Raw genomic sequence first — 25,570 nt, forward strand, 5'->3', positions numbered from 1 at the left:
CGGACATCAATCCCCGGTCAGGATGCGGTCGACGAGCTGCTTCACCGTCGGCACGAATCCGTTGGAATAGAAGGGGTCCTGCTTGAACCGGTAAGCGCTGTGGCCGGCGAACAGGAGATTGCGGTCGATGTCGCCGCCATGGATCGCGTTCTGCAGGGCCTTCTGGATGCAGAAGCTGCGCGGGTCGGCCAGGCGCCCGGTCGAGAAATCGTCATGGTCCTTCCAGGACGAGAAGGCGCAATGGGAAAGGCAGCCCATGCAATCCGTCTGGTCCTTGCGGATTTCCGCCCGTTCCTCGTCGGTGACGAAGACCAGCGTGTTGTCCGGCGTCTTGAGCGCGTTGGTGAAACCCTGCAGCACCCATTCCCGCGCGCGCAGCAGGTCATTGCGCGTCACCCAGAAATTGCGGCCCTTCACGCCCACGTCGAGCTGATGAGTGTGGTCGCCCGCTTCCTCCATCGAGAAAGCGATCTGCCGCTCCGAGCGCGCTTCCAGCTCGCGCAGGAAGGGATTGCGGATCGCCGAGCTGTAGAAGCCCGTCGGCGAGAAGCGGTGGAGCAGCACGTCGCCTTCATCGAGCGTGGTCAGCTTGTCCTTCCACGCCTGCGGGATCGGGCTCTCCTGCGTGAGCAGTGGCCGCGTGCCGAACTGGAAGGCGATGGCGCCCAGCTCGGGATTGTCGATCCAGTCGTTCCAGTCGCGCAGATGCCAGACGCCGCCGGCCATGACGATCGGCACGTCATCGCTGATGCCGCCTTCCCGCATGGTCTCGCGCAGCGCCTTCACGCGCGGATAGGGGTCCTCGGGCCGCGTGGGGTCCTCGGCATTGGAGAGGCCATTATGCCCGCCGGCCAGCCAGGGGTCCTCATAGACGACCGCCGCCAGCCATTCCGCCGCCTTGTGATAAGCGCGCTTCCACAAGGCGCGGAACGCACGGCCGGAACTGACGATCGGCAGATAGCTCACATTGTGCTGCGCCGCGATCTCGCTGAGCTTGTAGGGCATGCCGGCACCGCAGGTGACGCCGGAGATCATGCCCTTGGTCCGCTCGAGCACGCCTTGCAGCACGCGCTGCGCGCCGCCCATCTCCCAGAGGACATTGATGTTGATGGCGCCCCTGCCGCCGGCGATGTCGAAGGCACGCCGCACCTGCTGGACCGCGCCGTCGATGGCGTACTGGATCAGCTCCTCGTGGCGAAGCTGGCGTGTGCGGCCATGATAGATCTGCGGGATGATGTTGCCGTCCAGATCATAGCTGTCGGCATTGACGGCAGAGACAGTGCCGATGCCGCCGGCCGCGGCCCAGGCGCCCGAGCTCATGTGATTGGAGACCGCAACGCCCTTGCCACCTTCGATCAGCGGCCACACTTCGCGACCGCCATAGACGATCGGCTTCACGCCCTTGAACAATTGAAACTCCTTAGTCGCCCGTTCGCGCTCCGCCCCCGGAGCCGCGCGAGACGCGCCCATAACAGCTTTTCGTTCGCACAGGTGGCTTAATTTGCCATAAAGCTCAGATCAATGCCAGTTCGTCCCGGATCGCCCCGCCGTAGAGACGCGCATAGAGCTGGAACATGACGGTCTCGTCGAAGCACTGCATTGCCCGCGCCCGATTCGCTTCGCCGATCCGCGCGCGCAGGTCCGCGTCGGCGGCGAGTTCGCTCAGCGCCGCCGTGAAGTCGCCAGGGTCGTCCAGCGCCACGATGAAGGGCCGATTGCTCGCCGAGACCATGGCGGAGATATCGCCCACGTCCGTGGCCACCACCGGGAGACCGGCCGACATGGCTTCCGCCAGCGAGATGGGAAACTGTTCGCTGTCCGATGACAGGGCGAAGATATCGAAGGCACCCACATAATCCTGCGGGCGGGGCAGGAACCCCGGCAGCAGCATGTCGTCCATGCCCAGCGCCGCCGCCTCGGCCAGTATGGCCTCGCGCTCCTCGCCTTCGCCCACGATGACGAGGCGCACCCTGTCCCGCAGGGGCGCCACGGCGCGCACCAGCCGCCGCAGGTTCTTGACCGGGCGCAGCCCCGCGAGCGTGCCGACGATGAGCCGGCCATCCGGCACCAGCCCCGGAATGGCCGTGGCCGGCCGCTTGCCCTGGTAGGACGCCACATCGATGCCGTTCGGGATCTGCCGGACCTTGCCGGCGCTCTGGTGCCACTCGCGCTGGGCGATGCGGGCGAGCTGGTTGGAGGGCACGACCAGCGCATGGGCGCTGCCGAGCGCGATCCGGCGATAGCGGTTGCGGAACTCGCTGCGCGTGTTCGCTTCATCCTCGTTGAAGCCGTCCTCATGGTGGATGAGCGGCGGCAGGCGCTTGACGAGATGGAAGAGGCGATGGGCCATCACGCCGTCCATCGCACCCCAGTTGAAACTCAGGATGAGGTCATAGCCCTGCATGGCGCGCGCGAGCGCCATGTAGCGGGGCGGCAAAGGCGGCCCGAACAGCGGAGGCGAAAAGAGAAACCGCACCGGCACTTGCGAGTCGATCCCGGCCCGCGCGCCCGTCGCGTCCGGATCGCCGATCAGCAGGTCATGGCTGGCCCGCGCGCCCCAATGGTTCATGAGGCGCACGACCCGCGCTTCCTTGCCGCCCTGATCGAAGGTGCCATGGAGCTGCAGGATGCGGATCGGCCCCGTCCTGCCGGCCTTGCAAAGCGCCGCGCCGATCATGAGCGCGCCGCCGCGTCGGCGGGCAGGCGCGCCAGCACGTTCGCGAGGAAGGCGTCGATGGCGGCCATCGCGTCGGGCTCCTCGAGCGTTGGCGCATGACCGACATTCGGCACGGTCACCAGTTCGAGCTGCGGCAGGCGCGCCTGCATCGCAGTGGCGGTCTGCGGCGCCAGCAGGTCGCTCAGCGCGCCGCGCACCAGCGTCAGCGGAATGTCGCCGAATGCCTCGAAGGCCGGCCACAGGTCGAAGCCGGCTTCGCTGCCCGGCGCGCGAAAGGGCTCGGCGATGCGCTGGTCATAATCCAGGACGATCCGCCCCTGGCTGGTCAGCTTGTAGAGCCGCTTGGCCAGCCGCAGCCAGTCCTTGAGCCGGTAGCGGGGATAGATCATGCCCTGCACCTCCGCCAGGCTGCGGGCGGCATGGACCCAGGTGGGGTGATGATTGCCCGAGCCGACATTGCGGCGGATGCGCTCCAGCCCCTCGGGCGCGAGATCGGGCCCGATGTCGTTCAGCAGCGCGCCGGCAAGGCACCCCCGCCGCGTCGCCGCCATCAGCATCAGCATGATCCCGCCGAGCGAGGTGCCGATGCCGACCAGCCGGGGCACGCCCAGCTCATCGACGAGGCGCAGCAGGTCCTGCAGATAGACGAGCGGCACATAGCTCATCGGATCCTTGGCATAGGCGCTTTCGCCCCGGCCGCGCAGCTCCACGCAGATTACGCGCCATTCGCCGGCGAGCCGCTCGGCAACCGGTTCGAAGTCCCGCGCGTTACGTGTGAGACCCGGCAGACAGAGGATCGGCGGTCGATCCTGGCCCTGCGGGCCGGGATAGTCGCGATAGTGGAGGCGCAGGCCATCCTGCGACCACCAATATTTGTCCTCATATCCCGCCAAGCTTGATCCTTTTCCCCCGGAGCGTCCATATCAACCCATGGAACACAGCCTGCAAGCCAGCAATTACCGCCCGGAGCGGAAGATCGACGAAATTGCCGACTTCATGGCCGATGCGGTCAGGCCGGCCGACTTTCCCGACCATGTCCTGCGCTTCCGCAATGATCGCGCGGCCGCCACAGTGGGCCTCGAGTCCCTGGATGATGCAAGCTGGATCGACCATTTCGGCCGCTTCCAGCCCTTGCCGCAGGCCCAGCCCGAGCCGCTGGCCCTGCGCTATCATGGCCACCAGTTCCGCGTTTACAATCCCGATCTGGGCGACGGGCGCGGTTTCCTGTTCGCCCAGCTTCGCGAGGACGGAGACGCCGGCGGGCGCCTGCTCGATCTCGGCACCAAGGGTTCGGGCCTCACGCCCTACAGCCGCACGGCGGATGGCCGCCTGACGCTGAAAGGCGCCGTGCGCGAGATCCTCGCGACCGAGATGCTGGAAGCGCTCGGCGTCACCACGTCCCGCAGCTTCTCGGTGATCGAGACCGGCGAAGCGCTGGTCCGGGGAGACGAGCCCTCGCCCACCCGGTCGGCCGTGCTGGTGCGCCTCAGCCATGGCCATATCCGCATCGGCAGCTTCCAGCGGCTCGCCTATCGCGGCGAGCGCGATCATCTCGTCCGCCTCATCGATTATTGCCTGCATCATCTGCTGGCCCGCGAGCCGGGCCCCGTGCCGGCGCTCACGCTGCTCGATGCCGTTGTCGAGCGCACGGCCGATCTCGCCGCCAGCTACATGATCGCCGGCTTCGTCCATGGCGTGCTCAACAGCGACAATATCGCGATCACCGCCGAGAGCTTCGATTATGGCCCATGGCGGTTTGCCCCGCGCTGGCAGCCCGGCTTCACCGCCGCCTATTTCGACCAGAGCGGCCTTTACGCGTTCGGGCGTCAGGCCGAGGCGATCCACTGGGACGTGGCGCAGCTTGCCCAGTCGCTTGTCGAACTCGCCGAAACGGATGCGCTGGTCACCTCGCTGCGCCGCTTCCCGGAAATCTATGTCGCGCGCATGAGCGAGCGCTTTCTCTGGCGCCTCGGCCATGACGCGCCCGATGGGGAAAGCGCGCAGGCCTTCGTCATCGCGGCGATCGGCGCCCTTCAGCAAAGCGACGTCGCGATCGATCGTTTCTTCTTCGACTGGCGGCACGGACCACGGGCGGATGGGCCCTATGCCGGCACGCCGTGGGAGACTGTGCGGGACGCCATGGCGCCCCTGATCCCCCGCCCGGGCGCCCTCGATCACGACTACTGGCGCGGCGGCGCCCCCTGCTCGATGCACATCGACGAAGTGGAAGCGATCTGGAGCGCCATTGCCGAACGGGACGACTGGACGCCCCTTGCGGCGAAGGTCGATGCGGTCCGCGCGATGGGTGCGGCCCATGGCGCACCGCCACCCGCCCCCGGGCGCATCTGACGCGGCGAATTTCCCGGATTCTCTGCCTCCACTCCCCGGATCGTCAACAGGCTGGCAACCAATTCGGGCGCATAGCCCGGCCATGTCGCAACCCATCAGATCCTTCGAACCGGCAACCGGCCACCTGCTGTGGGAAGGGCGGCCGAGCGACCTGGCGGCGCAGGTGCAGGCCGTCGCGCGCTGCTGGCCCGCCTGGGCCGCGATGCCGTCCTCCTATCGCGTCGAAACGATGCGGCGCTTCGCCAATGGCGTGCGCGCCGAGGAGGACGCCTTTGCCGACCTCATCGCGCGCGAGACGGGCCGCCCGCTCTGGCATGCCCGGGACGAAGTGACGGAGCTGATCCAGCGGGTGGACAAGGCCATCCACGCCTGTTCGGAGCGCACTGGCCAGCGGCGCCTCGAAGGGGCGCTGGGCGCCCGCATGGCGCTGCGGCACAAGCCGCACGGCGTGATGGCCGTGATCGCACCGCATGTGTTTCCCGCCCGCATCCCGGCGGACCATATCGTCCCGGCCCTGCTGGCGGGCAATGGCGTCGTCTTCAAGCCCTCCGAGAAAGCGCCGGCGACGGGCGAGATGCTGGTACGACTCCTGCACGAGGCAGGCGTCATCGAGGATCTCGTCCAGTGCGTCATCGGCGGCGAGGCCGCGGGCGCGGCGCTTGCCGCGCATGAGGCCGTGAACGGCGTGCTGTTCACCGGCTCCACGCACACCGGCCTCGCCATCGCCCGGCGATGCGCGGCGAACCCCGCCCGGCTGGTGGCGCTGGCGATGAGCGGCAACAATCCCCTCGTCGCCTGGGACACGCCGGACATACCCGGCGCCGCGGCGCTGATCGTCCAGTCCGCCTTTGGCGCGACCGGGCAGCACTGCCTCTCGGCACGCCGGCTCATCGTGCGCGATACGCTGCGCGGGCCGCTGGTGGAGGAAGTGAAGGCCCTCGCCGACCGGCTCATCATCGATCACCCGCATGCGGCGGCCACGCCCTTCATGGGACCGGTCATCGACATGCAGGCGGCGGACGGCCTCACCGAGAGCTTCCTTTACCTGATGAGCAATGGCGGGCGGCCGATCAAGCACATGCAGCGCCCGTTCGAAGACCTGCCCTTCGTTACCCCGGCGATGATCGATGTGACCAACATGAAGGAGCGCCCCGACATCGAGCTGTTCGCCCCGCTGCTCCAGATCGTCTCCGTCTCGCGGTTCGAGGAAGCGATCGCGGAAGCGAACAACAGCCGCTACGGCCTGTGCGCGACGCTGGTCGGCGGCAGTCCGGATCTCTATGATCGCTTCTGGTCGGCCAGTCGCGCCGGCATCGTCAACTGGAACCGGCCTTCCTGGACCAGCGCGCCCAATGCGCCGATCGGCGGCATCGGCCTCTCCGGCAATCATCATCCCGGCGGCCATTATAGCGCGGATCATTGCGCTTATCCGGTCGCCTCGGCCGAGATGGATCAGCCGCGTGCCGCCATCGGCATTGGCCTGCGGCAGATCGAGATCGTGGCGGACCGGTAAGGCAGAGCCGGGCCGGACGCTTCAGTCCGTTCCCTTCGCCGCCCGTTCCCGGGCCAGCCGGGCGCGGCGCTTTTCCTTCTCGACGAAGTGCATCGCCTCGAGCTTGAGGCCATCGGGATCGAGGAAAAAGACGGCATAATAGCCTTCGCCATAATCCGGATAGTCGGCCGGCGGATCGACGATGCGGACGCCCTGTTCCAGCAGGAAGGCGTAGAGCTCGTCCACCTCCTCTCGGGAGGCCAGCTCGAAGGCATAATGATGGAAGCCGATATCGCCCGTGTGGTGCGGATGGGCCCTGCCGGCATCGTCGGCCTGGGTGATCCAGAACATCGTCTCCCAGTTGTTCCAGCCCACGACCTGCCCGAATTCCCATTCGCGCACGAAGCCCATGAAACCCAGCAGCGCATCATAGAATCGCTTCGAGCGGGTGAGATCGCTCACCCGGATGGCGAGATGGTCGATGCCGACGACGCGGACCATGATTGCCTCCCCAAGGCTTTACCCAAAGAAAATGCCGCCGGTCCGGGACCGGCGGCACCTCATACACCATCGGGACGAGAAAATTCAGCCGAAGCTGATCTTCAACGACTTCTGTCGCCGCAACGCATAGCCCACTGCCCCGAGGCCGGCGAGCATCATTCCCCAGCTTGCCGGTTCCGGAACGACAGTAACCGGGGGAACCGCAGCGCCCGGCCCCGTGATGACCAGCGCATATTTGCCGAAGTCGAAGTTGCCGAAGCCGGTCGTCACTGCGAAATAGGTGATGCCCGTCATCAGCGAAATGCCGGTGAAGCCGGAGATGCCGATTGCCCCGAAATCGTCATTGCCGACCACGCCGTTGGCAAAGGGCGCCAGCGGGTCGAAAGAGCCCGCATAGAGAAACAGATAGTTATCCCAGGAATCCTCGGCGTCAGCCACTTCCAGAAAGTCGTAGAGGCCCGAAACCGTGACCGTGAAGCTGTCCGCGACATAGGCAACGTCCGTCCCGACTGCCGACAGGGCGGAGAAATCCTCAAGCGGCCGGTTCCAGGTCGGCGCGCCTTCGGTCGTTCCCTCGAAAATGGTGATGGCCGCCTGCAGGGGGGCGGCTGCGAGGCCGAGCAGCAGCGCTCCGGCCAGTCCTATGGTCTTCAACATGTCTAGTCTCCCACGCCTGATGCACAAAGGCCCAGAGGCGCCTCTCCCCAACATGCTTCGTTTTTCCCGAAGAGTTTCGGTTTACCATGTTTTCGCAGTGCAGCGAAGCGGCAAAATGCGGCGCAAAGGGCGGACATCCGGGGGCTGATCCTGCGCAGGCACCATTCCGTCGGCCCGTGTTATCACGCGGGCGCGAAAGAGCTGAGAAACAGCGGCGCCGCGAGGCTGCCTCCCGATCCTCATTTTTCCGGCCAAAGTTTCGCTACGAGCGCCTAAAGCAAGCGTCGGTTGCGGGTGGACCCCCGCGAACGCATTTAGAGGTACATGGCAAATCTCGTCCCTTCCCGACCGGGCACGGTCTATCTCGTGGGTGCCGGCCCCGGTGATCCGGAGCTGCTCACGCTGCGCGCCGCGCGCCTCATCGGCAGCGCGCGCCTGATCGTGCATGACGGGCTGGTCGACCCGGCGATCCTCGCGCTCGCACCGGCAACCGCGGAACTGATCTCGGTCGCCAAGCAACGCTCGCGCCATTCGATGAAGCAGGACGCGATCAACTCGCTGCTCGTCGCCGAAGCGCTTGCCGGGCGGGACGTCGTGCGGCTGAAGGGCGGCGACCCGTTCATCTTCGGGCGGGGCGGCGAGGAGCAGGATGCCTGCCGCGAGGCTGGTGTGCCATGCGAGGTCGTGCCCGGCATCAGCGCGGCGATCGGCGGCGGCGCGAGCGCGGGCCTGCCCCTCACGCATCGCGACGATGCCAGCATCGTCAGCTTCGTCGCCGGCCAGTGCAAGGGCCTTTCCGGCCAGAACTGGTCCGGCCTTGCCGGGGCCGGGCGGACGCTGGTCATCTACATGGGCCTCGCGACTGCGCAGGACATTGCCGAGAAGCTGATGGCCGACGGCCTCTCGCCACACACGCCGGTGGCGATCATCGAGAATGCCACGCGGCCGGGGCAGCGCGTGCTGCGCACCCTGCTGGCCGATCTCGGCGATCTCGTCGCCCGGGCCGGCGTCCGCAGTCCGGGTCTCATCGTCGTCGGCGAGGTGGCCCTGCGCGCGGATGCCGTGGATTGCCTGATGCGCACTCAGCCTGCCAATATTGGAGCCATGCAGCCATGAAGATCCTTACCGGCAACGACCTCGCGACCGGGGACGTCATCTGGTGGACCGGCGAGGACTGGTCCCTCCATGTGGACGATGCCGTGGACGTGGGCGACAAGGGTGAAGAAATCGCCCAGGCGCAAGCCGCCGCCCGCAACGTCGTCGTGCCTTATGTCATCGAGGCACAGCGTGACGGCACCGGCATCCGCCCCGCGCACATCAAGGAACGCATCCGCGCACTCGGACCGACGGTGCGCCTCGATCTCAGCCTCAAACCCGCCGACCCTTCGGCCGGCAACTGGGTGATCTGACCATGTATCGTTACGACCAATATGACCAGGCCATGGTGGACGCGCGCGTCGCCGAGTTCCGTGACCAGACGCAGCGCCGCCTTGATGGCCAGCTCAGCGAGGAGCAGTTCCGGCCGCTGCGGCTGATGAACGGCCTCTATCTCCAGCTCCATGCCTATATGCTGCGCGTGGCTGTCCCCTACGGCACGCTCAGCGGGCGGCAGATGCGGATGCTGGCGCATATCGCCCGCAAATATGACCGGGACTACGGGCATTTCACGACTCGCCAGAACATCCAGTTCAACTGGATCAAGCTGTCCGACGCGCCGGACATCCTGGCCGAACTGGCGACGGTGGAGATGCATGCCATCCAGACCAGCGGCAATTGCATCCGCAATATCTCATCGGACCAGTATGCGGGCGTTTCGGCGGACGAAGTCGCCGATCCGCGGCCGCTTGCCGAACTGCTGCGCCAGTGGTCGAGCTTCCACCCGGAATTCACTTATCTGCCCCGCAAGTTCAAGATCGCGGTGATCGCGAGCTCCACGGATCGCTCGGCGATGCGGCTGCACGACATCGGCCTCGAACTGGTCAAGCGGGACGGCGTCATCGGCGCGCGGGTGTTCGCCGGCGGCGGCATGGGCCGCACGCCCATGATCGCGCCGGAAATCCGCGACTTCGTGCCGTTCGGGGAAATAGTCTCCTATCTGGAGGCGTGCCTGCGCGTGTATAATCGCCACGGCCGGCGCGACAACAAGTACAAGGCGCGCATCAAGATCCTCGTCCACGAGATGGGCCGCGACGAATATCGCCGGCAGGTCGAGGAAGAGTTCGCGCATATGAAGACGCTCGGGCTCGATCCGCCGCTGGCCGAGCTGGAGCGGATCGCCGCGCAGTTCGCGCCGCCGCCTTATGAAGCCGGCCTGCCGGACGAGATCGACCTGTCCGACCGCGATTTCGCCCAGTGGGTGGAGACGCAGGTGAAGCCGCACAAGGTGCCGGGCTATGCGATCGTCAACATCAGCCTCAAGCCGATCGGGGGCATTCCGGGCGATGCCTCGTCCGCCCAGATCGATCTCATGGCCGATCTTGCCGAGCGCTACAGCTTCGACGAGCTGCGCGTGACGCATGCCCAGAACATCGTGCTGGCGCATGTGAGGAAGGCCGATCTCCATGCGATCTGGCGGGCGCTGGAAGCAGCCGATCTGGCGACGCCCAATCTGGACCTCATCAGCGACATCATCGCCTGCCCCGGCCTGGATTATTGCAGCCTCGCCAATGCGCGCTCGATTCCCGTCGCGCAGAAGATCGCGCAGCGCTTCGCCGATATCGACCGGCAGAAGGAGCTGGGCGAGCTCAAGCTCAAGATCAGCGGCTGCATCAATGCCTGCGGCCACCATCATGCCGGCAACATCGGCATTCTCGGCGTGGACCGCAAAGGGGTGGAGAATTTCCAGCTCCTCCTCGGCGGGTCGGGCGCGGAGGATGTCGCGCTCGGCCAGATCGTCGGCCCCGGCTTCGATGAGAACGGCGTCGTGGACGCGGTGGAGAAAGCCACCGACGTCTATCTGGCGCATCGCATCGATGGAGAGCGGTTCGTCGACACGTTCCGCCGGATCGGCATGGCGCCGTTCAAGGAGGCGATTTATGCCTGAACATGCTTCACACGCGGTCCGCTCCGGCCGGATCCCCGGAGAAACCGCATGATGGAATTCCTGTCCCTGAGGGAAAGTGGCGAAGCGGCCGAATTGCCGGCCGTGACGCTGGAAGCCTTTTCCGGCCAGAGCAACGCGACCGCGGTGCGGATCGAACCCGGCGAGGATGCGCGGGAGCTGCTGCCGCACCTGGAACGGATCGCGCTGGTCGAGATCAACTTCCCGAGCTTCGGCGACGGGCGCGGCTATTCGGCGGCGCGCATCCTGCGTGAGGCGGGCTATACGGGCGAGCTGCGCGCGGTGGGCGATGTCGCGGTCGATCAGCTCAGCCACATGATCCGCTGCGGCTTCGACAGCTTCACGCCCGACAAGCCGCTCGACCCGGCGCTGGTGGACGCGACATTGGCCCTCTTCCCCTACCGCTACCAGAAAGCGGTCGATGCCACGCGGCCTGTCTGGGCCCTCCGGCATGGACAAGATCATGGGTGAGGCCGCGCGCAAGATCGATCGGATCGACACTGCCCCGCGCTGGACGCAGGCCGATGCCGATGCGCTCAACGCCCGCTTCGAGGGTGTGGATGCCGGCACGATGCTGCGCACCTTGCTGCGCGAAGGCAATCTGGGGAAAGTCGCGGTCGTCTCGTCCTTCGGGACGGAAAGCGCCGTGCTGCTACATCTGGTCGCCGAGGCGGATCGGGACACGCCGGTCGTCTTCGTCGATACGCTCAAGATGTTCCCCGAGACGCTGGAATATCGCGACACACTCGTGGGCATGCTGGGCTTCACCCACAGCGAGGTCGTGACGCCCGACCCCGAGATGCTGGCGCGGAAGGACGACAAGGGCCTGCGCTGGTCCTATGATCCGGATGGCTGCTGCGCCATCCGCAAGGTCGAGCCGCTTGCCCGCGCTAAGGCCGGGCTGGACACCTGGATTTCCGGCCGCAAGGCTTTCCAGTCCGTCACCCGGCAGAATCTGCCGCGCTTCGAGATCGAGGACGGCCGGCTCAAGATCAATCCGCTGGGCGACTGGGACAAGGCCGCGCTCGACGCCTATTTCGCGGCGCATGCGCTGCCCCGCCATCCGCTGGAAGCCCAGGGCTATCTTTCCATCGGCTGCGAGCCCTGCACCAGCAAGGTGATGCCGGGCGAAGACCCCCGTGCGGGGCGCTGGCGCGGCTGGGACAAGGTGGAATGCGGCATCCACACCATTTCCACGCCGAGAGGCGACCCGGACGATCCGGCCAACCAGCCGGCGTTCTGAGGGGCGCCCCCCGGACTGACGGTCGAAAGCGCAATGCCCCGCAGCGGCGCCTCTGCTAAAGCGAGCGCCTCCCATCACGGAAGGCGCCGCGCGGCATGAGCATCGACCGATCGCAGGGCTGGGACGCCATTGCCGATCAATTCATGGCAGTGCGATCCGCCATGGGCGCCACGCGCGTGCGCGACTGGGCGCGAGACGCCCTGCCCCCGGGCGCCGCCATCCTGGATCTGGGATGCGGATCGGGCATGCCGATGGCCGAGACGCTGATCGACGCGGGCTTCGAGCTGTTCGGGATCGATGCATCGCCCCGCATGATCGAGGCGTTCCGCGCGCGCTTTCCGGACAGGCCGAGCGCATGCGAGGCTGCGCAGGACAGCACCTTCTTCCACCGGCCCTTCGATGCCGTCATCGCGATCGGCCTGCTGTTCCTGTTGCCGCCGGAGGATCAACGGGCATTGGTGAACCGCGTGGCCGGGGCCCTGCATCCCGGCGGGCGCTTCCTGTTCACCGCGCCACGGCAGGCCTGCGATTGGCAGGACCGGCTGACCGGGCGCCGCTCGGTCTCGCTGGGCGAGCATGTCTATGAGGAGATGCTCGCCGCCGCAGGCCTGTCGCTGCTTGACCGCTTCACGGACGAAGGCGGAAACCTCTATCATGACGCGGCAAGGCCGGGACTCTGAAGCACGATCGGGAAGGCGAGGGCCTTCGATGAAAGAGCACGCCCCAGCTTTTTCGAGACGTTCGAGTTTCGGCACGCTAAGGCGCGCCCATGCCTTCGCCGCCCGCCCCTTATGATGCGATCATTCTCGGCGCGGGTGCGGCGGGGCTCATGTGCGCGGCGGTGGCCGGGCAGCGCGGGCGGCGGGTCCTCCTGATCGATCATGCCGATGCACCGGGCAAGAAGATCCTCATCTCGGGCGGCGGTCGCTGCAATTTCACCAACATATATACCGCGCCCGACCGCTATCTCTCGCAGAACCCGCATTTCGCCCGCTCCGCGCTCAGCCGCTACACCGCGCAGGATTTCCTTGCCCTGGTGGAGAGCCACGGCATCGCCTGGCACGAGAAGACGCTGGGGCAGCTCTTCTGCGATGGGTCCGCGCGGCAGATCGTCGCCATGCTGCTGGAGGAATGCGCGAAAGGCGCGGTCGAGCTGCGCTGCGGGCAAGCCGTCGGCGACGTCGATCATGCCGATGGCCTGTTCCGCGTTCTGGCGGGCGGGCAATCCGCCACGGCCCCCGCGCTGGTGATCGCGACCGGCGGCCCTTCGATACCGAAGATGGGCGCCACCGGCTTTGCTTATGAACTCGGCCGCCGCTTCGGCCTGAAGATCGTCCAGCCCCGGCCCGCGCTCGTGCCCCTGACCTTGAGCGGAGCGGACGCGCTGTTTCGCGACCTGTCGGGCGTCTCGACCCCGGTCGTGGTGCGCTGCGGGAAAGTGGCGTTTCGGGAAGCAGCCTTGTTCACGCATCGCGGCCTTTCCGGCCCGGCGATCCTGCAGATTTCCTCTTACTGGAAACATGGGGAAGACATCGCCATCGACTATCTGCCCGATCACGCCGCCGACTGGTTGCTCGGCGCCAAGCGGACGAGCCCCCGCGCGACCGTGCGCCGCGTGCTGCGCCACGCCCTGCCGGAGCGACTGGCCGATGCTCTCGACGCGCGGCTCGCGCTCGCCGGCGATCTCGGCAATCTGTCGGACCGCGCGCTTGGAGCCGCGCAGGCGCGCCTTGCCGACTGGCGGTTCGCCCCGACCGGCTCGGAGGGTTTCGCCAAGGCCGAGGTCACCGCAGGCGGCATCGATACCGATGGCCTCTCGTCCCGCACGATGGAAAGCCGCCGCCTCCCCGGCCTCTATGCGATCGGCGAGGCCGTGGACGTCACCGGCTGGCTCGGCGGCTATAATTTCCAGTGGGCATGGGCCAGCGCGCGGGCAGCGGCCGAGGCGCTGTAAGCTACCAAAGAGCGGGCATCGCGTAGTCTGGCGGCCGCGACAGGCGGTGCCCGCCGGAAAATACGCGCCACGAAATTATGTTGCGACAAGCCGCCAGAACGCTACGTTCCCGCCATCCCGCAATCGACGGAGCCGCCCAATATGAAACGCCGCGATTTTCTCCTCACCACCGCCGCAACCGCGCTCGTCAGCATGACGCCACGCGCCTTCGCGCAGAGCGCCGCGCCTTCGGACGGTCTGCCGGCCCTCGATGCCACGTTCGAAAAGATCTTCGAAATGATGGTCGACAATTCGCCGCAAATGGCGACGCAGCTTGGCCTCGACAAAGGTCCGCGCGCGCCGATGAAGGCGAAGCTGGACGATAACAGCCTGCAGGCCGTGGCGGACGATCTCGCCCTGACCCGCCGGGCGCTCGCCATGCTCGACGCGTTCAAGGACCGGCCGCTGGGCGACAAGGATGCGCTGAACCTCGCCTGCGTGCGCTACACGCTCGAGCGTGGTCTGGTGGCTGGCGGAAAGTACGACCTGTCCTCCATCGGTCGGCCCTATCGCATCTTCCAGCAGGGCGGCGCCTATTTCAGCACGCCCGACTTCCTGAACAGCGCGCACACCATCGCGACGAAGACGGATTGCGAGGCCTATCTCTCGCGCCTCGCCGCCTTTGCCACCGAGCTGGACAATGACAGCGAGGTGCAGAAAGCCTATGCGCAGCGCGGCTATCTCGCGCCGGCCTGGTCGCTTGATCTGACCCTAGGCCAGATGCGGACCCTGCGCGGGCAGCCGGCCGCAAGCTGCTCCATGACCAGATCGCTGGCCGATCGCGCGGCGAAGGCGGGCGTCGCGGGTGACTGGGCTGCCGAGGCCGCGAAGATCGTCGCGGAGAAGGTCTACCCCGCGCTCGATCGGCAGATCGCGCTTGTCGAGCAGCTGAAGCCCGGCTCGGCGGCAGGGGACGGCGTGTGGCGCGTCCCGCGCGGCGACGAGATCTATGCCGATGCGCTGGCCCAATCCACCACCACCACGATGAGCCCGGACGAAGTCCACCAGATGGGCCTCGATCAGGTCCGCGAGATCAGTGCCGCGCTGGACGTGATCCTGCGTGACAACGGCCTGACGCAAGGCAGCGTGGGCGCCCGCCTGACCGCGCTCAATGCTCGCCCCGACCAGCTTTATCCGGACACGGCCGAGGGCCGCGCCGCACTGCTCAAGAGCCTCAACGCCGATTATCTCAAGTGCAAGGCGCTGCTGCCCAAGGCGTTCAACAACCCCAGCAATGCCCCGCTGGAAATCCGCGCGGTGCCGGTCGAGATTCAGGACGGCGCGTCCAACGGCTATTATCGCCGCGCCGCGCTGGATGGATCGCGTCCCGCCATCTATTACATCAATCTCAAGGACGTGGCCGACTGGCCGAAATATGGCCTGCCCGCCCTCACTTATCATGAGGCGGTGCCTGGCCATCATCTCCAGATCTCGACGATGCAGGAAGCCGGCGCGCTGCCCACGCTGCGCCGCGTGGGCGGCTTCAGTGCCTATAGCGAGGGATGGGCCCTCTACGCCGAGGAAGTCGCCGACGAGCTGGGCGCTTATGCAACGCCGCTGGAGCGGGCGGGCTATCTCCAGTCCTTCCTCTTCCGAGCCGCGCGCCTTGCCGTGGACACCGGCCTGCACGCCAAGCGATGGACTCGCGAGCAGGCGACGCAATACATGGTCGATGTCACGGGCTTCGCCGAGCCGCGTTGCCAGCGCGAGGTCGAGCGCTATTGCACGCAGCCCGGCCAGGCATGCAGTTACAAGGTTGGCCACGCCGCCTGGACGCGCGCACGCGCCAAGGCCCAGGCAACGCTGGGCGATCGCTTCGACCTCAAGACCTTCCATGAAGTGCTGAAGGACGGCGCCATGCCGCTCACCATCCTCGAGCAGCGCATCGAGGCCCGCACGGCAGCGCTCCTGAAGGCCTGATCTCACGGCGAGGCTCCCGCCCCCGCGCGGGAGCCGCCATGCGGCGGGGGGATGGCGCGGCGCCCCTTCCCGCCGCTTGCCTTATGTCGACGCGTCGGGAAATTGACGGCGGAAAAGCGGAACCGGCCCGCCGCTCCATCCGTTTGCCCGGCGAAAGGATCTGGCCATGCCTCTCGCGCTTCATGGATCATGCCGCTGCGGCAAAGTTCGCTTCTCCGCGCAAAGCCATGCGCCGGTCCCCTTCATGCGCTGCTATTGCTCGATATGCCGCAAGACCGCCGGCGGTGGCGGATATGCGATCAATCTTCACGCCGACAGCCGCACGCTGAAGGTCGAGGGGGAAACCGCCGTCTATCATGCCACGCTGGACGACGGCGAAGGCGGATGCAGCACCAGCACCGGCGAGCGCCATTTCTGCGCCGCCTGCGCCAGCGCCTTGTGGGTGTTCAGCCCGGAATATCCCGCGCTTTTCCATCCCTTCGCCTCGGCCATCGACAGCGAGCTGCCCAGGGCGCCGGCACTGGTTCACATGATGCTCGGGTCGAAGGCAGGCTGGGTCAACCCGGAGATCGGCCCGGACGACCAGTGTTTCGAAGCCTATCCCGACGAGACGCTGGAAGACTGGCACCGGGCGCGGGGCCTCTGGGTCGATTAGGCGGCGCGGACAATTCCGAGGCCATGGCAGCGCACCATATCGTCATGAACGACGTCATCCCGGACTCGATCCGGGATGACGAACAAAATGGCTGAAAAGCTGGCTCCTGGCTTCGTCAGAATCCGCAAATTTGCGCGTGCTGCCGAATGCCCCGGCGCTTCGCTCAATCGTCGTAGGCAGCCGCCATGCCGTCATCGGCAAGATCGGTGAAGCGGGTGATCTTGGCATCGAAGTAGAGCCGCACCTTGCCGGTCGCGCCATGACGCTGCTTGGCGACGATCAGCTCGGAATGGCCCTTGATGCGGTCCATTTTCTCGACCCAGGCGGCATAAGCCCCCTCTTCCTCGATCTTGGGCTCCTTGCTCATCTCGTAATAATCCTCGCGGTAGAGGAACCAGACCATGTCCGCGTCCTGCTCGATGGAGCCTGATTCGCGAAGGTCGGAGAGCTGGGGGCGCTTGTCCTCGCGGCTTTCCACCGCGCGGCTGAGCTGGGACAGGGCAATCACCGGCACGCTCAGCTCCTTGGCCAGCGTCTTGAGGCCGCGACTGATCTCCGAGATTTCGTTGACGCGGCTCTCGCCCATCTTGCCGGTGCCTTGCAGAAGCTGGAGATAGTCGACCACGATGAGCCCGATATTGTGACGACGCTTCAGGCGCCGCGCGCGGGTGCGCATCGCCGCGATGGTGAGGCCTGCGGTATCGTCGATATAGAGCGGAAGATCCTGCAACTCACGCGAGGCGCGCACGAGATTCTGGAAATCGCCATGGCTGATCTTGCCCATGCGCAGGGCCTCGCCGCTGATGCCGGACTGCTCGGCGAGGATACGCGTGGCGAGCTGGTCGGCCGACATTTCGAGGTTGAAAATGGCGACGGGCGCCCCGATGGATTTCTCCGGCGGGATGCCGTCCGCCAGGTCGCGCACCCAGCGCCGCGCGGCATTATAGGCGATGTTGGTGGCAAGCGAGCTCTTGCCCATACCCGGCCGTCCCGCGACGATGATGAGATCGGACGGGTGAAGGCCGCCGGTGCGTGTGTTGAGCCCGTCCAGCCCCGTGGTGATGCCCGAGACATGGCCCCCGGAGTTGAGCGCTTTCTCCGCCATCTCCACCGCGAGGCGCGTGGCCTGGGCGAAGGTCTTCATGCTTCCCGTCTCGCCGCCCGCTTCCGCGACGGCATAAAGCGCCATTTCGGCATGCTCGATCTGCCCGCGCGGATCGATGGATTCGGAGGTGTCGAGCGCCTTGTCCACGAGATCGCGGCCCACGCCGACCAGTTCACGCAGCAGCGCCAGATCATAGATCTGCCGGGCGAAATCGCGCGCGCCGATGACGGCCGCGCCGCTGCCGGTCAGCTGGGCGAGATAGCCCGGGCCGCCCAGTTCCTTGAGCGCCGGGTCGCTTTCCATCAATGGCTTGAGCGTCACCGGGTTGGCGACCATGTTGCGATCGACCAGCTTCAGGATGGCGTCATAGATGCGCCCGTGCAGCGGCTCGTAGAAATGCTGGGCGCGCAGATCCATCTGCACGTCCTCGACGATTCGATTGTCGATCATGAGCGCGCCGAGCAGCGCGGCCTCCGCTTCCACGTTGCGCGGCAGGCGCGTTTCGGATGCGGTGTCGGGCACCGGCGAGAGGCGGATCGGATCGGTCATGGGGCGCGCACAATCGGCCTTCGACGAGCGAAGGGCAAGGGCCTCGACACCAATAGTTCCGTGGACGCTTTGTGGATAAGATCGGGGAGGAAATGACGCGGGCCACCGCCGGGCGGCCGATCCTCCCCGCTCCGCGCCCGTCCATGCGCCTGCACCTCCCCTTGCCGCCGCTTCGCCACAGGCCTAGGGAAGCAGCGGACCATGGCCGACCCGCGCATCATCGACATCACGCTCGACGACAAGACGATCCTGTGGCGCAGCGCGGACGTCGAGCAGGAACGTCGCATCGCGATCTTCGACCTGCTGGAAGAGAACCGCTTCGCGCCAGTGCGCACGCATCCCGATGGCTATGCCGGCCCTTACAAGGTGTTCCTGCGCGTCGCCGACGGGCGGCTCGTGATCGAGATCCGCCGCGCGGACGACAGTCCGCTGGAAGCCGTGATCCTCGGGCTGGCCAGCCTCAAGCGCGCGATCCGCGATTATTTCGCGATCTGCGAGAGCTATTATCAGGCCATCCGCCAGGCCACCCCCGCCCAGATCGAGACAGTCGACATGGCACGCCGCGCCATCCACAATGATGCCGCCGAACTGCTCAGGGGACGGCTCGAAGGCAAGATCGACGTCGATTTCGACACGGCGCGGCGTCTCTTCACGCTCATCTGCGTACTGCACATCCGCTCGTGACTGGAAGGACGACACAGCACCGCGCCCGGCCCCGCCGCCGGATCAAGCTGACGCCCCTGCGCCTCATGGTGGGGACGCTCCTTCTGGCGGCGCTCATCGGCGGCGGGGCCACGCTTTTCGCGCGGCACTGGACACCGTCGCGCACGCATTTCCCGACGCAGGGATTGACCCTCACCGCCGAGAGCGGCGAGATCAACTGGCGCATGGCCCGGGCGGCGGGCGCCGACTTCGCTTATATCCTCGCCACCAGCGGTGCGGGATCGCGCGATCCCGCCTTCGATGATTATCTGGCCGGCGCGCGCCGCAACGGGCTGCGCTATGGCGCGATCCACCGCTTCAGCCTGTGCGAGCGCGCCTCGGGCCAGGCCACGCGCTTCATTGCCACGGTCCCCCGGGATGCGGCGATGCTGCCGCCCGCCGTGCAGCTCGATTTCCAGCCCGGTTGCGCGGACCGCCCGAGCCGCGACATGCTGCTCGCCGAACTCAACATCTTCCTCAACCAGATCGAGACGCACAGCGCGAAACCGGCGATCCTGCGTCCCTCCCATGCCTTCGAGGCCCGCTATGACGTGGCGGGCGGCATCAATCGTCCGCTCTGGCTGGAAGGCAATTTCTTCCCGCCCGATTATGCGACCCGGCGCTGGGTGATGTGGACTGCCTCGACATACCGGCGCGTCGACGGCATTGAAGGGTCGATCGAATGGAATGCGGTGCGGCGATGAGCGATGAACTGGACGATAGCGACCGGGCCCTGATCGCGGCAGCGCGAGAGGCGATGGGCCACGCCCATGCGCCCTACAGCCGCTTCGCCGTGGGCGCCGCCCTGCGCCTGACGGACGGCACGATCATCACCGGCAGCAATTTCGAGAATGCCAGCTACGGCCTCTCGCTCTGCGCCGAGACGGTCGCCATCGCGGCCGCCAATGCCAGGGGCCGCCTGCGGGACATTGCCGCCATCGCCGTCACCGGCGGCGCCATGGACAGCCCGCCGGGCGAAGCGATCATCACGCCATGCGGGCGCTGCCGCCAGATCATCAAGGAAGCGCAGGACATGGCCGGGCGGCCGCTCTCCATCCTGTGCGCCGCGCCCGCCGGCGATGCCGTTGCCCGCCACGCGCTGGACGACCTCCTGCCCCATGCCTTCGGCCCCGCGGACCTCGGGATCGGCCCTGCATAAGCGGGCCGGTGCGCCAGAAACCTTCGCTTACGCTTCGTTGCTTCAGGTCCGATTGCCCCGCGCCGCAAAGCGCGCCTTCGCCGTCGCGATGTCCTTCGCCACCAGAGTGCGCTGCGTGGTGAAGCTGTCGTCGACGAAGGTGATGGTGGGAATCTGCGGCTGGTCCGCGCTGACCGGCCGGTAGGTGCCGAACCCCGCCTCATGGACACCGCTCGATCCGCGTCCCGGCGCCGGCCAGCTCAGATGATTGTAGGAGGCGACATGGCCGAAATTGGCCTGCGGATACAGCGGGAAGCGCGCCACCTGGTTCATGGGAATGAAGCCCATCAGCGCATCATATTGCATCTCGGCGATGGGCGGGATGCCCGGGTGCAGCGCCGCCAGCTCGCTGACCAGCGTGCGGGTCCCTTCGAGCATGTCGCCTGACAGGTTGTTCTCCCACAGGCCGCAGATATCGAGAAAATAGGCGTCGATCCCGAAGCGCGTGATCATGTCGGAGATGCGTCCCTTGAGATGATCGCGCCAGCTCGGCACCGCCAGATTCATGAAGGTCATGCTGGCATCACCCTTGCGGTCGCCGTCCCAGTCCACATAATCCGCGGCCATCGGCACGCCGTAGATGGTGCGGATCTGCGCATCGGCCATCTGCGCGAACAGGGGCGATTGCGGGTTGGCGATATTGCTGCCGAACATCAGCGCGAAACGGAAGCCGAGCGTCTTCCCTTCGGCAATCAACCGGGCGAGCCCGGCCTCCCCGCCTGTTTCGGCACCGACGCGGAAAGCCGGATAGTCCCAATAATAGCGCCCATCCCAGCCGGGCAGGAACACCATCACATTTTGCGGATCGATCTGCTTCGCCGTCCAGCGCAGGATCTCGAGTTGCCGGTCGAAATCGTTGAACACATAGCCGGTCCAGTGTTCCCCATGGAGCGCGAGCACCAGCGCGAGATGCTTCATCCAGCTGGGCGCGTCGGCCCGGCTCGCGAAGTCCGGCAGGTTCCAGTTGCGGCGCACCGTCTCGAAGTGCGGCGCGGCGATGCCGGCAAAATCGGCGGCAGACGCGATGCGCCAGGTTGCGGTCCGCACGTCGCCGCGCCGGTCCCAGCCCGCCTGCTCGTGCAGCAGCTCGACCTTGTATCCCTCCGGCCCCGGCAGGAAAGCGAAGCGGGCTGGCCGCACCTGCGTCTGCAGCGCCGAAATGCCCCAGATGCGCCCGTCCTTGCCCTCGATCGCGGCCAAGGGCGTTCCCATGCCATCCATGAGCGCCGGATATTCGAACCGTGTCTCATCCTCGCCCGGATCGATCCATTCCCGGGCCGAGGCCGAGAGCCGCCCGCGCGGCAGGCCACGCACGATGGTCTTGATTGCCTTGATGGGCTTGTCGAGCCGTGCCTCGACCTCCCACTCGATCGCGCTGTTCGCGCTGCGGACCAGCCGGGCTGTGAGACTGCCCGGCGCGCGCTGCTGGCCGCCGGCCCAGGTCAGCCCCTTCGCCACCAGCGTCAGCCCCGCCGTCCCCTCGCGCGTCACCGTGACGGTGGCGGGATCGATCCCGTAGACATTCTCGAAGGTGATGATCTCGAACCCGAAGATCAGCCCGCCGAAATCCACGGACGGTTCGGGATTGGAGAAGCTGAGCTTCATCACGCCAGCGCCCCGGCGCGGGGTGTTGACGCTATCCGTCGAGGTCAGCAGCTGGAGGCGGGCGGGATTGGGCTGCTCCGAAGGCCCTTCACGCGCGAGCGCGGGTCCGCCCGCCAGCACCGCGCTGCTGGCGGCCGCAGTCGCCAGCATCGTTCGGCGCGACATTGCTGCCGGATCACGCATTCAAGGTTCCCCCGTTTTTCGTCTGTTGCTCCTGGCGGGAAGACCGTCCTGCAGCCCACCCGTCCGCGTTCACGCAAACAGCATAAGCTGCCAGCGCACCGCCGCAATCCATCAATCGCCCCGTCCGCCGCGAGGGAGGGCAAGCAGCGCGCGTCCCGCGAAGGAGGCTGGCCTTCCCCGCGCCGAGCGGCTAGCACCGCGCGCTATGGCCATACTCTCCGACAAGTGGATTCGCGCGCAGGCTCAGGAAAGCGCCATGATCGAGCCGTTCGTGGAAAACCAGCGGCGCGAGGGCTGCATCAGCTACGGCCTCTCCTCCTACGGCTATGATGCGCGCGTCGCGGACGAGTTCAAGATCTTCACCAATGTCGACAGCGCCGTCGTCGATCCCAAGGATTTCGCGTCCAACAGCTTCGTCGACCGCAAGACGGACGTGTGCATCATTCCGCCCAACAGCTTCGCGCTGGCCCGCACGGTGGAGTATTTCAGGATCCCGCGCGACGTGCTGGTGATCTGCCTCGGCAAGTCCACTTATGCGCGCTGCGGCATCATCGTGAACGTGACGCCGCTCGAGCCCGGCTGGGAAGGCCATGTGACGCTGGAATTCTCCAACACCACGCCGCTCCCCGCGAAAATCTATGCCAATGAAGGCGCCTGCCAGTTCCTCTTCCTGCAGGGCAACGAGCCTTGCGAGACGAGCTATGCCGACCGCGCCGGCAAATATATGGGGCAACGCGGCGTCACGCTGCCACGGCTTTAAGGGCCTGCCCCCCGACGGTTCCGAGCACGAAGGCGGCGGAGCGACATGGCGACCGCGCGCCGCGCCGGGCTCATTCGCAGCCGCAACAATAGCTCTGGTCCTGAGGCCATGCCTGACATTATAATGGCCGTGCATGTTCGGCCTTTTCAGAGCGAAGTCCGCACCGGACCTTCTCGTCGATCCGCCCCATCTGGGCGAGGGGCGCCGGGTCTACGCGATCGGTGACATTCACGGCCGCCTCGACCTGTTGAAGGACCTGATCGACATGATCGCCGCCGACGACCAGGCGCGCGGCTCCAACGGCACGACCGAACTCATCATGCTCGGCGACTTCGTGGATCGCGGGCCGGAGAGCGCGGGCGTTCTCGACTATCTCCTGCGATTGCGGACATGGTGGCCTTCGATCACTTGCCTGCAGGGCAATCACGAGGAAGTCTTCCTGATGGCGGCCCGCGGCGACGAGGCGGCGCTGCGGTTCATGACGCGCATCGGCGGCCGGGAGACCCTGCTAAGCTACGGCGCGACCGAGAATGATCTCGACCAGATGACGCTGGGCGAACTGCGCGACTGGCTGATGGCCGCCGTGCCCGACGCGCATCTGCAATTCATGGAGAGCATGTCGGACCGGGTGCTGATCGGCGATTATGCCTTCGTCCATGCCGGCATTCGGCCACGCGTCCCGATGGAGGAGCAGGAAGGCAAGGACCTGCGCTGGATTCGCGAGGAATTTCTGAGCTTCGAGCAGCCCCACCCTTATTTCGTCATCCACGGCCATTCGATCACGTCCGGCGTCGATCAGAAGGGCAATCGGATGGGGATCGACACCGGCGCCTATGCCTCGGGGGTCCTCACCGCGGTCGGGCTGGAAGGCAGCGACCAGTGGTTCCTCAGCACCTCGGGTCCTGGCACCGGCGATTTCTCCGGCATCGACGACTGACCGGAAGCCCGGAAATGACAAAGCCGGCGGATCGCTCCACCGGCTTCGCGCATCAGGAGATTTCAGGAGCGTCGCTGCGCGTCAGGCGACCTGCGTGAAATCGTCGATCGCTTCATCGGGATCGCGCAGCACATAGCCACGACCCCAGACGGTCTCGATGTAATTCTCGCCGCTGCAGGCCAGGCTGAGCTTCTTGCGCAGCTTGCAGATGAAGACGTCGATGATCTTGAGTTCCGGCTCGTCCATGCCGCCATAGAGATGATTGAGGAACATCTCCTTGGTGAGCGTGGTGCCCTTGCGGAGCGAGAGCAGCTCCAGCATGGCATATTCCTTGCCGGTGAGGTGAACGCGGTTGCCGTCCACTTCCACGGTCTTGGCGTCGAGATTGACGGCAAGCTTGCCGGTGCGGATGACGGACTGGGAATGGCCCTTGGACCGGCGAACCACGGCATGGATGCGCGCCACCAGCTCTTCCTTGTGGAAAGGCTTGGTCACATAGTCGTCGGCGCCGAAACCGAAGGAGCGGACCTTGCTGTCCATCTCCGAAATGCCCGAGAGGATGAGAACCGGCGTCTGGACGCGGGCGCTGCGCAGCTTCTTGAGCACGTCATAGCCGTGCATGTCCGGCAGGTTCAGGTCGAGGCAGATGATATCGTAATCATAGAGCTTGCCGAGATCGAGACCTTCCTCGCCCAGGTCCGTCGTATAGACGTTGAACCCTTCGGTGGTCAGCATGAGTTCGATCGCCTTGGCGGTCGTCGGTTCGTCTTCAATCAGCAGCACGCGCATATGCTAGCCCCTCTGTTCGATCGTCCGGCGCGCCTTACCCGGCATGGCAGGCCCGAGCGCAACTATTAACCATATGAGGTATGAACGCAAAAGGTTAATTTTGGGTAAAGTGGCTTGTCTCCGCGAGTCGCGACTGCTTGACGGCGAAAGTCACACCGATCGGGAGGCGTGGCTGACGACGCCTTCACCGCACGTTGCCGGGCTCTCCGAGCAGAAGCCGGCGCCCCAGAGACGATTGCCGGATCAGCGCATCCAGCGCCAGGGATGCGCCCAATGCGACGGGAAGGAGAACGGCTTTCGACGCATAAGGCGAAAGATAGTGAATGAAGGCGACGTGCGCATACATCACGGTCAATGACCGGCGCCCGACCCAGCCGAGCGTTGCAAGGGCCGGACGGGGCAGCCCCCGGACGAGCGCGGCAAGCGCCACCGTGACCGCGAAGGCGCCCGCCAGCGAAAGCACCGGCCAGCCCAGATCGCCGGCTTTCATGTTGATGGGCGGGAACCATGCCAAGACGATCAGCGCCGCCACGATACTGGTAAGCAGGATGGGCCGCGCAAGCGGATCGCGCAGGCGCCAGAGGCCCCCGGCCCACATCAGCAGCACGGCGCCGGGCACGGACAGCAGCGCCATCGGCGAATGCGCCGTCATGGCCGGCAGCAAAAGCGAAAGCCCCAGCACGCCGGCCATGAATCCCGCGACGCGCGGGCTCGCCGCGGTGCGTCCCCCGGCGATCACGCCATTCCAGACAAGACGCGACACGAACAGGCACGGGATAAACCACAAGATCGTGAACGGCCCCCGCAGCGTCTCGGGCGCCAGAAGGATTGTCGCCAGCCCCGTCCCCCAGTCGGGAAAGATCGGCCGTACGCCCCGCGCCCCCTCGATCATGAAATCGGCGGCGAGCAGCAGGAGCGAGAAGCTGAGGAACGGAAGCCCCAGCCCTCGCGCGCAGGACCGCAGCAGAGCGCCCCATGGCCTGTGGCTGGCCGTATAGCCCGAGAGAATGAAGAAGAGCGGCATGTGAAACGCATAGATGCCGTCGCGCACGGCGCCGCGCGTCCAGACATGGCCGGCGACCACCGCGATGATGCCGAGCCCCTTGAGCGCGTCCACCCAGTCAAGCCGCGCGGACGCTGCCAGGCCGGCCCTCGCCTCCCCCGTCATGCGCTTGCTGCTTCCCCCGCTCATGG

Annotated in this window: 25 protein-coding genes; 16 read left to right on the forward strand and 9 right to left on the reverse strand. The window is 66.4% G+C overall.

The features are described 5' to 3' along the window. Positions 1–6: 6 nt before the first annotated feature. From SLG_RS15950 to SLG_RS15960, 3 genes are all read right to left on the reverse strand, one after another. Positions 7–1,410, reverse strand: coding sequence for an NAD(P)H-dependent flavin oxidoreductase (locus SLG_RS15950; RefSeq protein WP_014077534.1), 1,404 nt, complete (start codon positions 1,408–1,410; stop codon positions 7–9). A 103-nt stretch (positions 1,411–1,513) separates the two neighbouring features. Then, entirely contained in the window at positions 1,514–2,677 is a 1,164-nt protein-coding gene (locus SLG_RS15955) for a glycosyltransferase family 4 protein (RefSeq protein ID WP_014077535.1), read from the reverse strand. Then, complete coding sequence (locus SLG_RS15960; RefSeq protein ID WP_014077536.1) at positions 2,674–3,570, reverse strand: alpha/beta fold hydrolase; 897 nt, start codon at positions 3,568–3,570, stop codon at positions 2,674–2,676. Before SLG_RS15960 ends, SLG_RS15955 begins: the two co-directional genes overlap by 4 nt. Positions 3,571–3,607: 37 nt before the next feature. On the opposite strand from SLG_RS15960, the gene SLG_RS15965 reads away from it, so the two are divergent. Together SLG_RS15965 and SLG_RS15970 are read left to right on the forward strand one after the other, a co-directional pair. Next, positions 3,608–5,026 (forward strand): protein adenylyltransferase SelO family protein, encoded by a 1,419-nt coding sequence (locus tag SLG_RS15965; protein ID WP_014077537.1) that lies wholly within the window; start codon positions 3,608–3,610, stop codon positions 5,024–5,026. 82 nt (positions 5,027–5,108) lie between these two features. After that, positions 5,109–6,539, forward strand: a complete 1,431-nt coding sequence (locus tag SLG_RS15970; RefSeq protein ID WP_014077538.1) for a succinylglutamate-semialdehyde dehydrogenase — start codon at positions 5,109–5,111, stop codon at positions 6,537–6,539. Between the two features lie 21 nt (positions 6,540–6,560). Here SLG_RS15970 and SLG_RS15975 read toward each other — a convergent pair whose 3' ends face one another. Next, the gene (locus tag SLG_RS15975; protein WP_014077539.1) at positions 6,561–7,019 is read right to left on the reverse strand and encodes a VOC family protein; all 459 of its coding nucleotides are present in this window, start codon (positions 7,017–7,019) and stop codon (positions 6,561–6,563) included. 84 nt (positions 7,020–7,103) lie between these two features. Next, a complete protein-coding gene (locus SLG_RS22260) occupies positions 7,104–7,676 on the reverse strand; it encodes a PEPxxWA-CTERM sorting domain-containing protein (RefSeq protein ID WP_041392125.1) in 573 nt (190 codons plus the stop codon). Positions 7,677–8,000: 324 nt separating this feature from the next. Between SLG_RS22260 and cobA the strand changes: the two genes are divergently transcribed. From cobA to SLG_RS16025, 9 genes are all read left to right on the forward strand, one after another. Then, positions 8,001–8,792 (forward strand): uroporphyrinogen-III C-methyltransferase, encoded by a 792-nt coding sequence (gene cobA / locus SLG_RS15985; RefSeq protein WP_014077541.1) that lies wholly within the window; start codon positions 8,001–8,003, stop codon positions 8,790–8,792. Then, the gene (locus tag SLG_RS15990) at positions 8,789–9,085 is read left to right on the forward strand and encodes a DUF2849 domain-containing protein (RefSeq protein WP_014077542.1); all 297 of its coding nucleotides are present in this window, start codon (positions 8,789–8,791) and stop codon (positions 9,083–9,085) included. The genes cobA and SLG_RS15990 overlap by 4 nt, the downstream gene beginning before the upstream one ends. A 2-nt stretch (positions 9,086–9,087) precedes the next feature. Continuing rightward, a complete protein-coding gene (locus tag SLG_RS15995; protein WP_014077543.1) occupies positions 9,088–10,719 on the forward strand; it encodes a nitrite/sulfite reductase in 1,632 nt (543 codons plus the stop codon). A 48-nt stretch (positions 10,720–10,767) separates the two neighbouring features. Continuing rightward, positions 10,768–11,208, forward strand: coding sequence for a DUF934 domain-containing protein (locus tag SLG_RS16000; protein ID WP_014077544.1), 441 nt, complete (start codon positions 10,768–10,770; stop codon positions 11,206–11,208). After that, positions 11,201–11,980 carry a phosphoadenylyl-sulfate reductase gene (locus SLG_RS16005; RefSeq protein ID WP_014077545.1) on the forward strand — a complete coding sequence of 260 codons (780 nt, stop codon included), beginning with the start codon at positions 11,201–11,203 and terminating at the stop codon, positions 11,978–11,980. The genes SLG_RS16000 and SLG_RS16005 overlap by 8 nt, the downstream gene beginning before the upstream one ends. Before the next feature lie 95 nt (positions 11,981–12,075). Further along, positions 12,076–12,660 carry a class I SAM-dependent methyltransferase gene (locus tag SLG_RS16010; RefSeq protein ID WP_014077546.1) on the forward strand — a complete coding sequence of 195 codons (585 nt, stop codon included), beginning with the start codon at positions 12,076–12,078 and terminating at the stop codon, positions 12,658–12,660. 89 nt (positions 12,661–12,749) lie between these two features. Continuing rightward, the gene (locus SLG_RS16015; RefSeq protein ID WP_014077547.1) at positions 12,750–13,934 is read left to right on the forward strand and encodes an NAD(P)/FAD-dependent oxidoreductase; all 1,185 of its coding nucleotides are present in this window, start codon (positions 12,750–12,752) and stop codon (positions 13,932–13,934) included. A gap of 141 nt (positions 13,935–14,075) precedes the next feature. Beyond that, entirely contained in the window at positions 14,076–15,893 is a 1,818-nt protein-coding gene (locus SLG_RS16020; RefSeq protein ID WP_014077548.1) for a DUF885 domain-containing protein, read from the forward strand. A gap of 166 nt (positions 15,894–16,059) precedes the next feature. Beyond that, a complete protein-coding gene (locus SLG_RS16025) occupies positions 16,060–16,548 on the forward strand; it encodes a GFA family protein (protein WP_014077549.1) in 489 nt (162 codons plus the stop codon). Positions 16,549–16,711: 163 nt separating this feature from the next. Here SLG_RS16025 and SLG_RS16030 read toward each other — a convergent pair whose 3' ends face one another. After that, complete coding sequence (locus SLG_RS16030; RefSeq protein WP_014077550.1) at positions 16,712–18,202, reverse strand: replicative DNA helicase; 1,491 nt, start codon at positions 18,200–18,202, stop codon at positions 16,712–16,714. Between the two features lie 201 nt (positions 18,203–18,403). On the opposite strand from SLG_RS16030, the gene SLG_RS16035 reads away from it, so the two are divergent. From SLG_RS16035 to SLG_RS16045, 3 genes are read left to right on the forward strand one after another with little or no spacing between them, the layout of a single operon-like run. Beyond that, a complete protein-coding gene (locus tag SLG_RS16035) occupies positions 18,404–18,886 on the forward strand; it encodes a UPF0262 family protein (RefSeq protein ID WP_014077551.1) in 483 nt (160 codons plus the stop codon). Further along, positions 18,883–19,608 carry a GH25 family lysozyme gene (locus SLG_RS16040; RefSeq protein ID WP_231848692.1) on the forward strand — a complete coding sequence of 242 codons (726 nt, stop codon included), beginning with the start codon at positions 18,883–18,885 and terminating at the stop codon, positions 19,606–19,608. The genes SLG_RS16035 and SLG_RS16040 overlap by 4 nt, the downstream gene beginning before the upstream one ends. Continuing rightward, entirely contained in the window at positions 19,605–20,063 is a 459-nt protein-coding gene (locus SLG_RS16045) for a cytidine deaminase (protein ID WP_014077553.1), read from the forward strand. The genes SLG_RS16040 and SLG_RS16045 overlap by 4 nt, the downstream gene beginning before the upstream one ends. Positions 20,064–20,105: 42 nt before the next feature. On the opposite strand, the gene SLG_RS16050 is transcribed toward SLG_RS16045, so the two are convergent. Then, complete coding sequence (locus SLG_RS16050) at positions 20,106–21,857, reverse strand: hypothetical protein (RefSeq protein ID WP_197535672.1); 1,752 nt, start codon at positions 21,855–21,857, stop codon at positions 20,106–20,108. A 238-nt stretch (positions 21,858–22,095) separates the two neighbouring features. On the opposite strand from SLG_RS16050, the gene dcd reads away from it, so the two are divergent. Next, the gene (gene dcd, locus SLG_RS16055; RefSeq protein WP_014077555.1) at positions 22,096–22,650 is read left to right on the forward strand and encodes a dCTP deaminase; all 555 of its coding nucleotides are present in this window, start codon (positions 22,096–22,098) and stop codon (positions 22,648–22,650) included. A 133-nt stretch (positions 22,651–22,783) separates the two neighbouring features. Then, positions 22,784–23,587 carry a metallophosphoesterase family protein gene (locus tag SLG_RS16060; RefSeq protein WP_014077556.1) on the forward strand — a complete coding sequence of 268 codons (804 nt, stop codon included), beginning with the start codon at positions 22,784–22,786 and terminating at the stop codon, positions 23,585–23,587. A gap of 81 nt (positions 23,588–23,668) precedes the next feature. Here SLG_RS16060 and ctrA read toward each other — a convergent pair whose 3' ends face one another. Together ctrA and SLG_RS16070 are read right to left on the reverse strand one after the other, a co-directional pair. Beyond that, on the reverse strand, positions 23,669–24,376 hold the full coding sequence (gene ctrA / locus SLG_RS16065) for a response regulator transcription factor CtrA (RefSeq protein ID WP_014077557.1): 708 nt from the start codon (positions 24,374–24,376) through the stop codon (positions 23,669–23,671). A gap of 184 nt (positions 24,377–24,560) precedes the next feature. Next, on the reverse strand, positions 24,561–25,568 hold the full coding sequence (locus tag SLG_RS16070) for an acyltransferase family protein (protein WP_051003791.1): 1,008 nt from the start codon (positions 25,566–25,568) through the stop codon (positions 24,561–24,563). Positions 25,569–25,570 lie beyond the last annotated feature (2 nt).

The sequence above is a fragment of the Sphingobium sp. SYK-6 genome (genome assembly GCF_000283515.1).
Taxonomy (GTDB): domain Bacteria; phylum Pseudomonadota; class Alphaproteobacteria; order Sphingomonadales; family Sphingomonadaceae; genus Sphingobium; species Sphingobium lignivorans.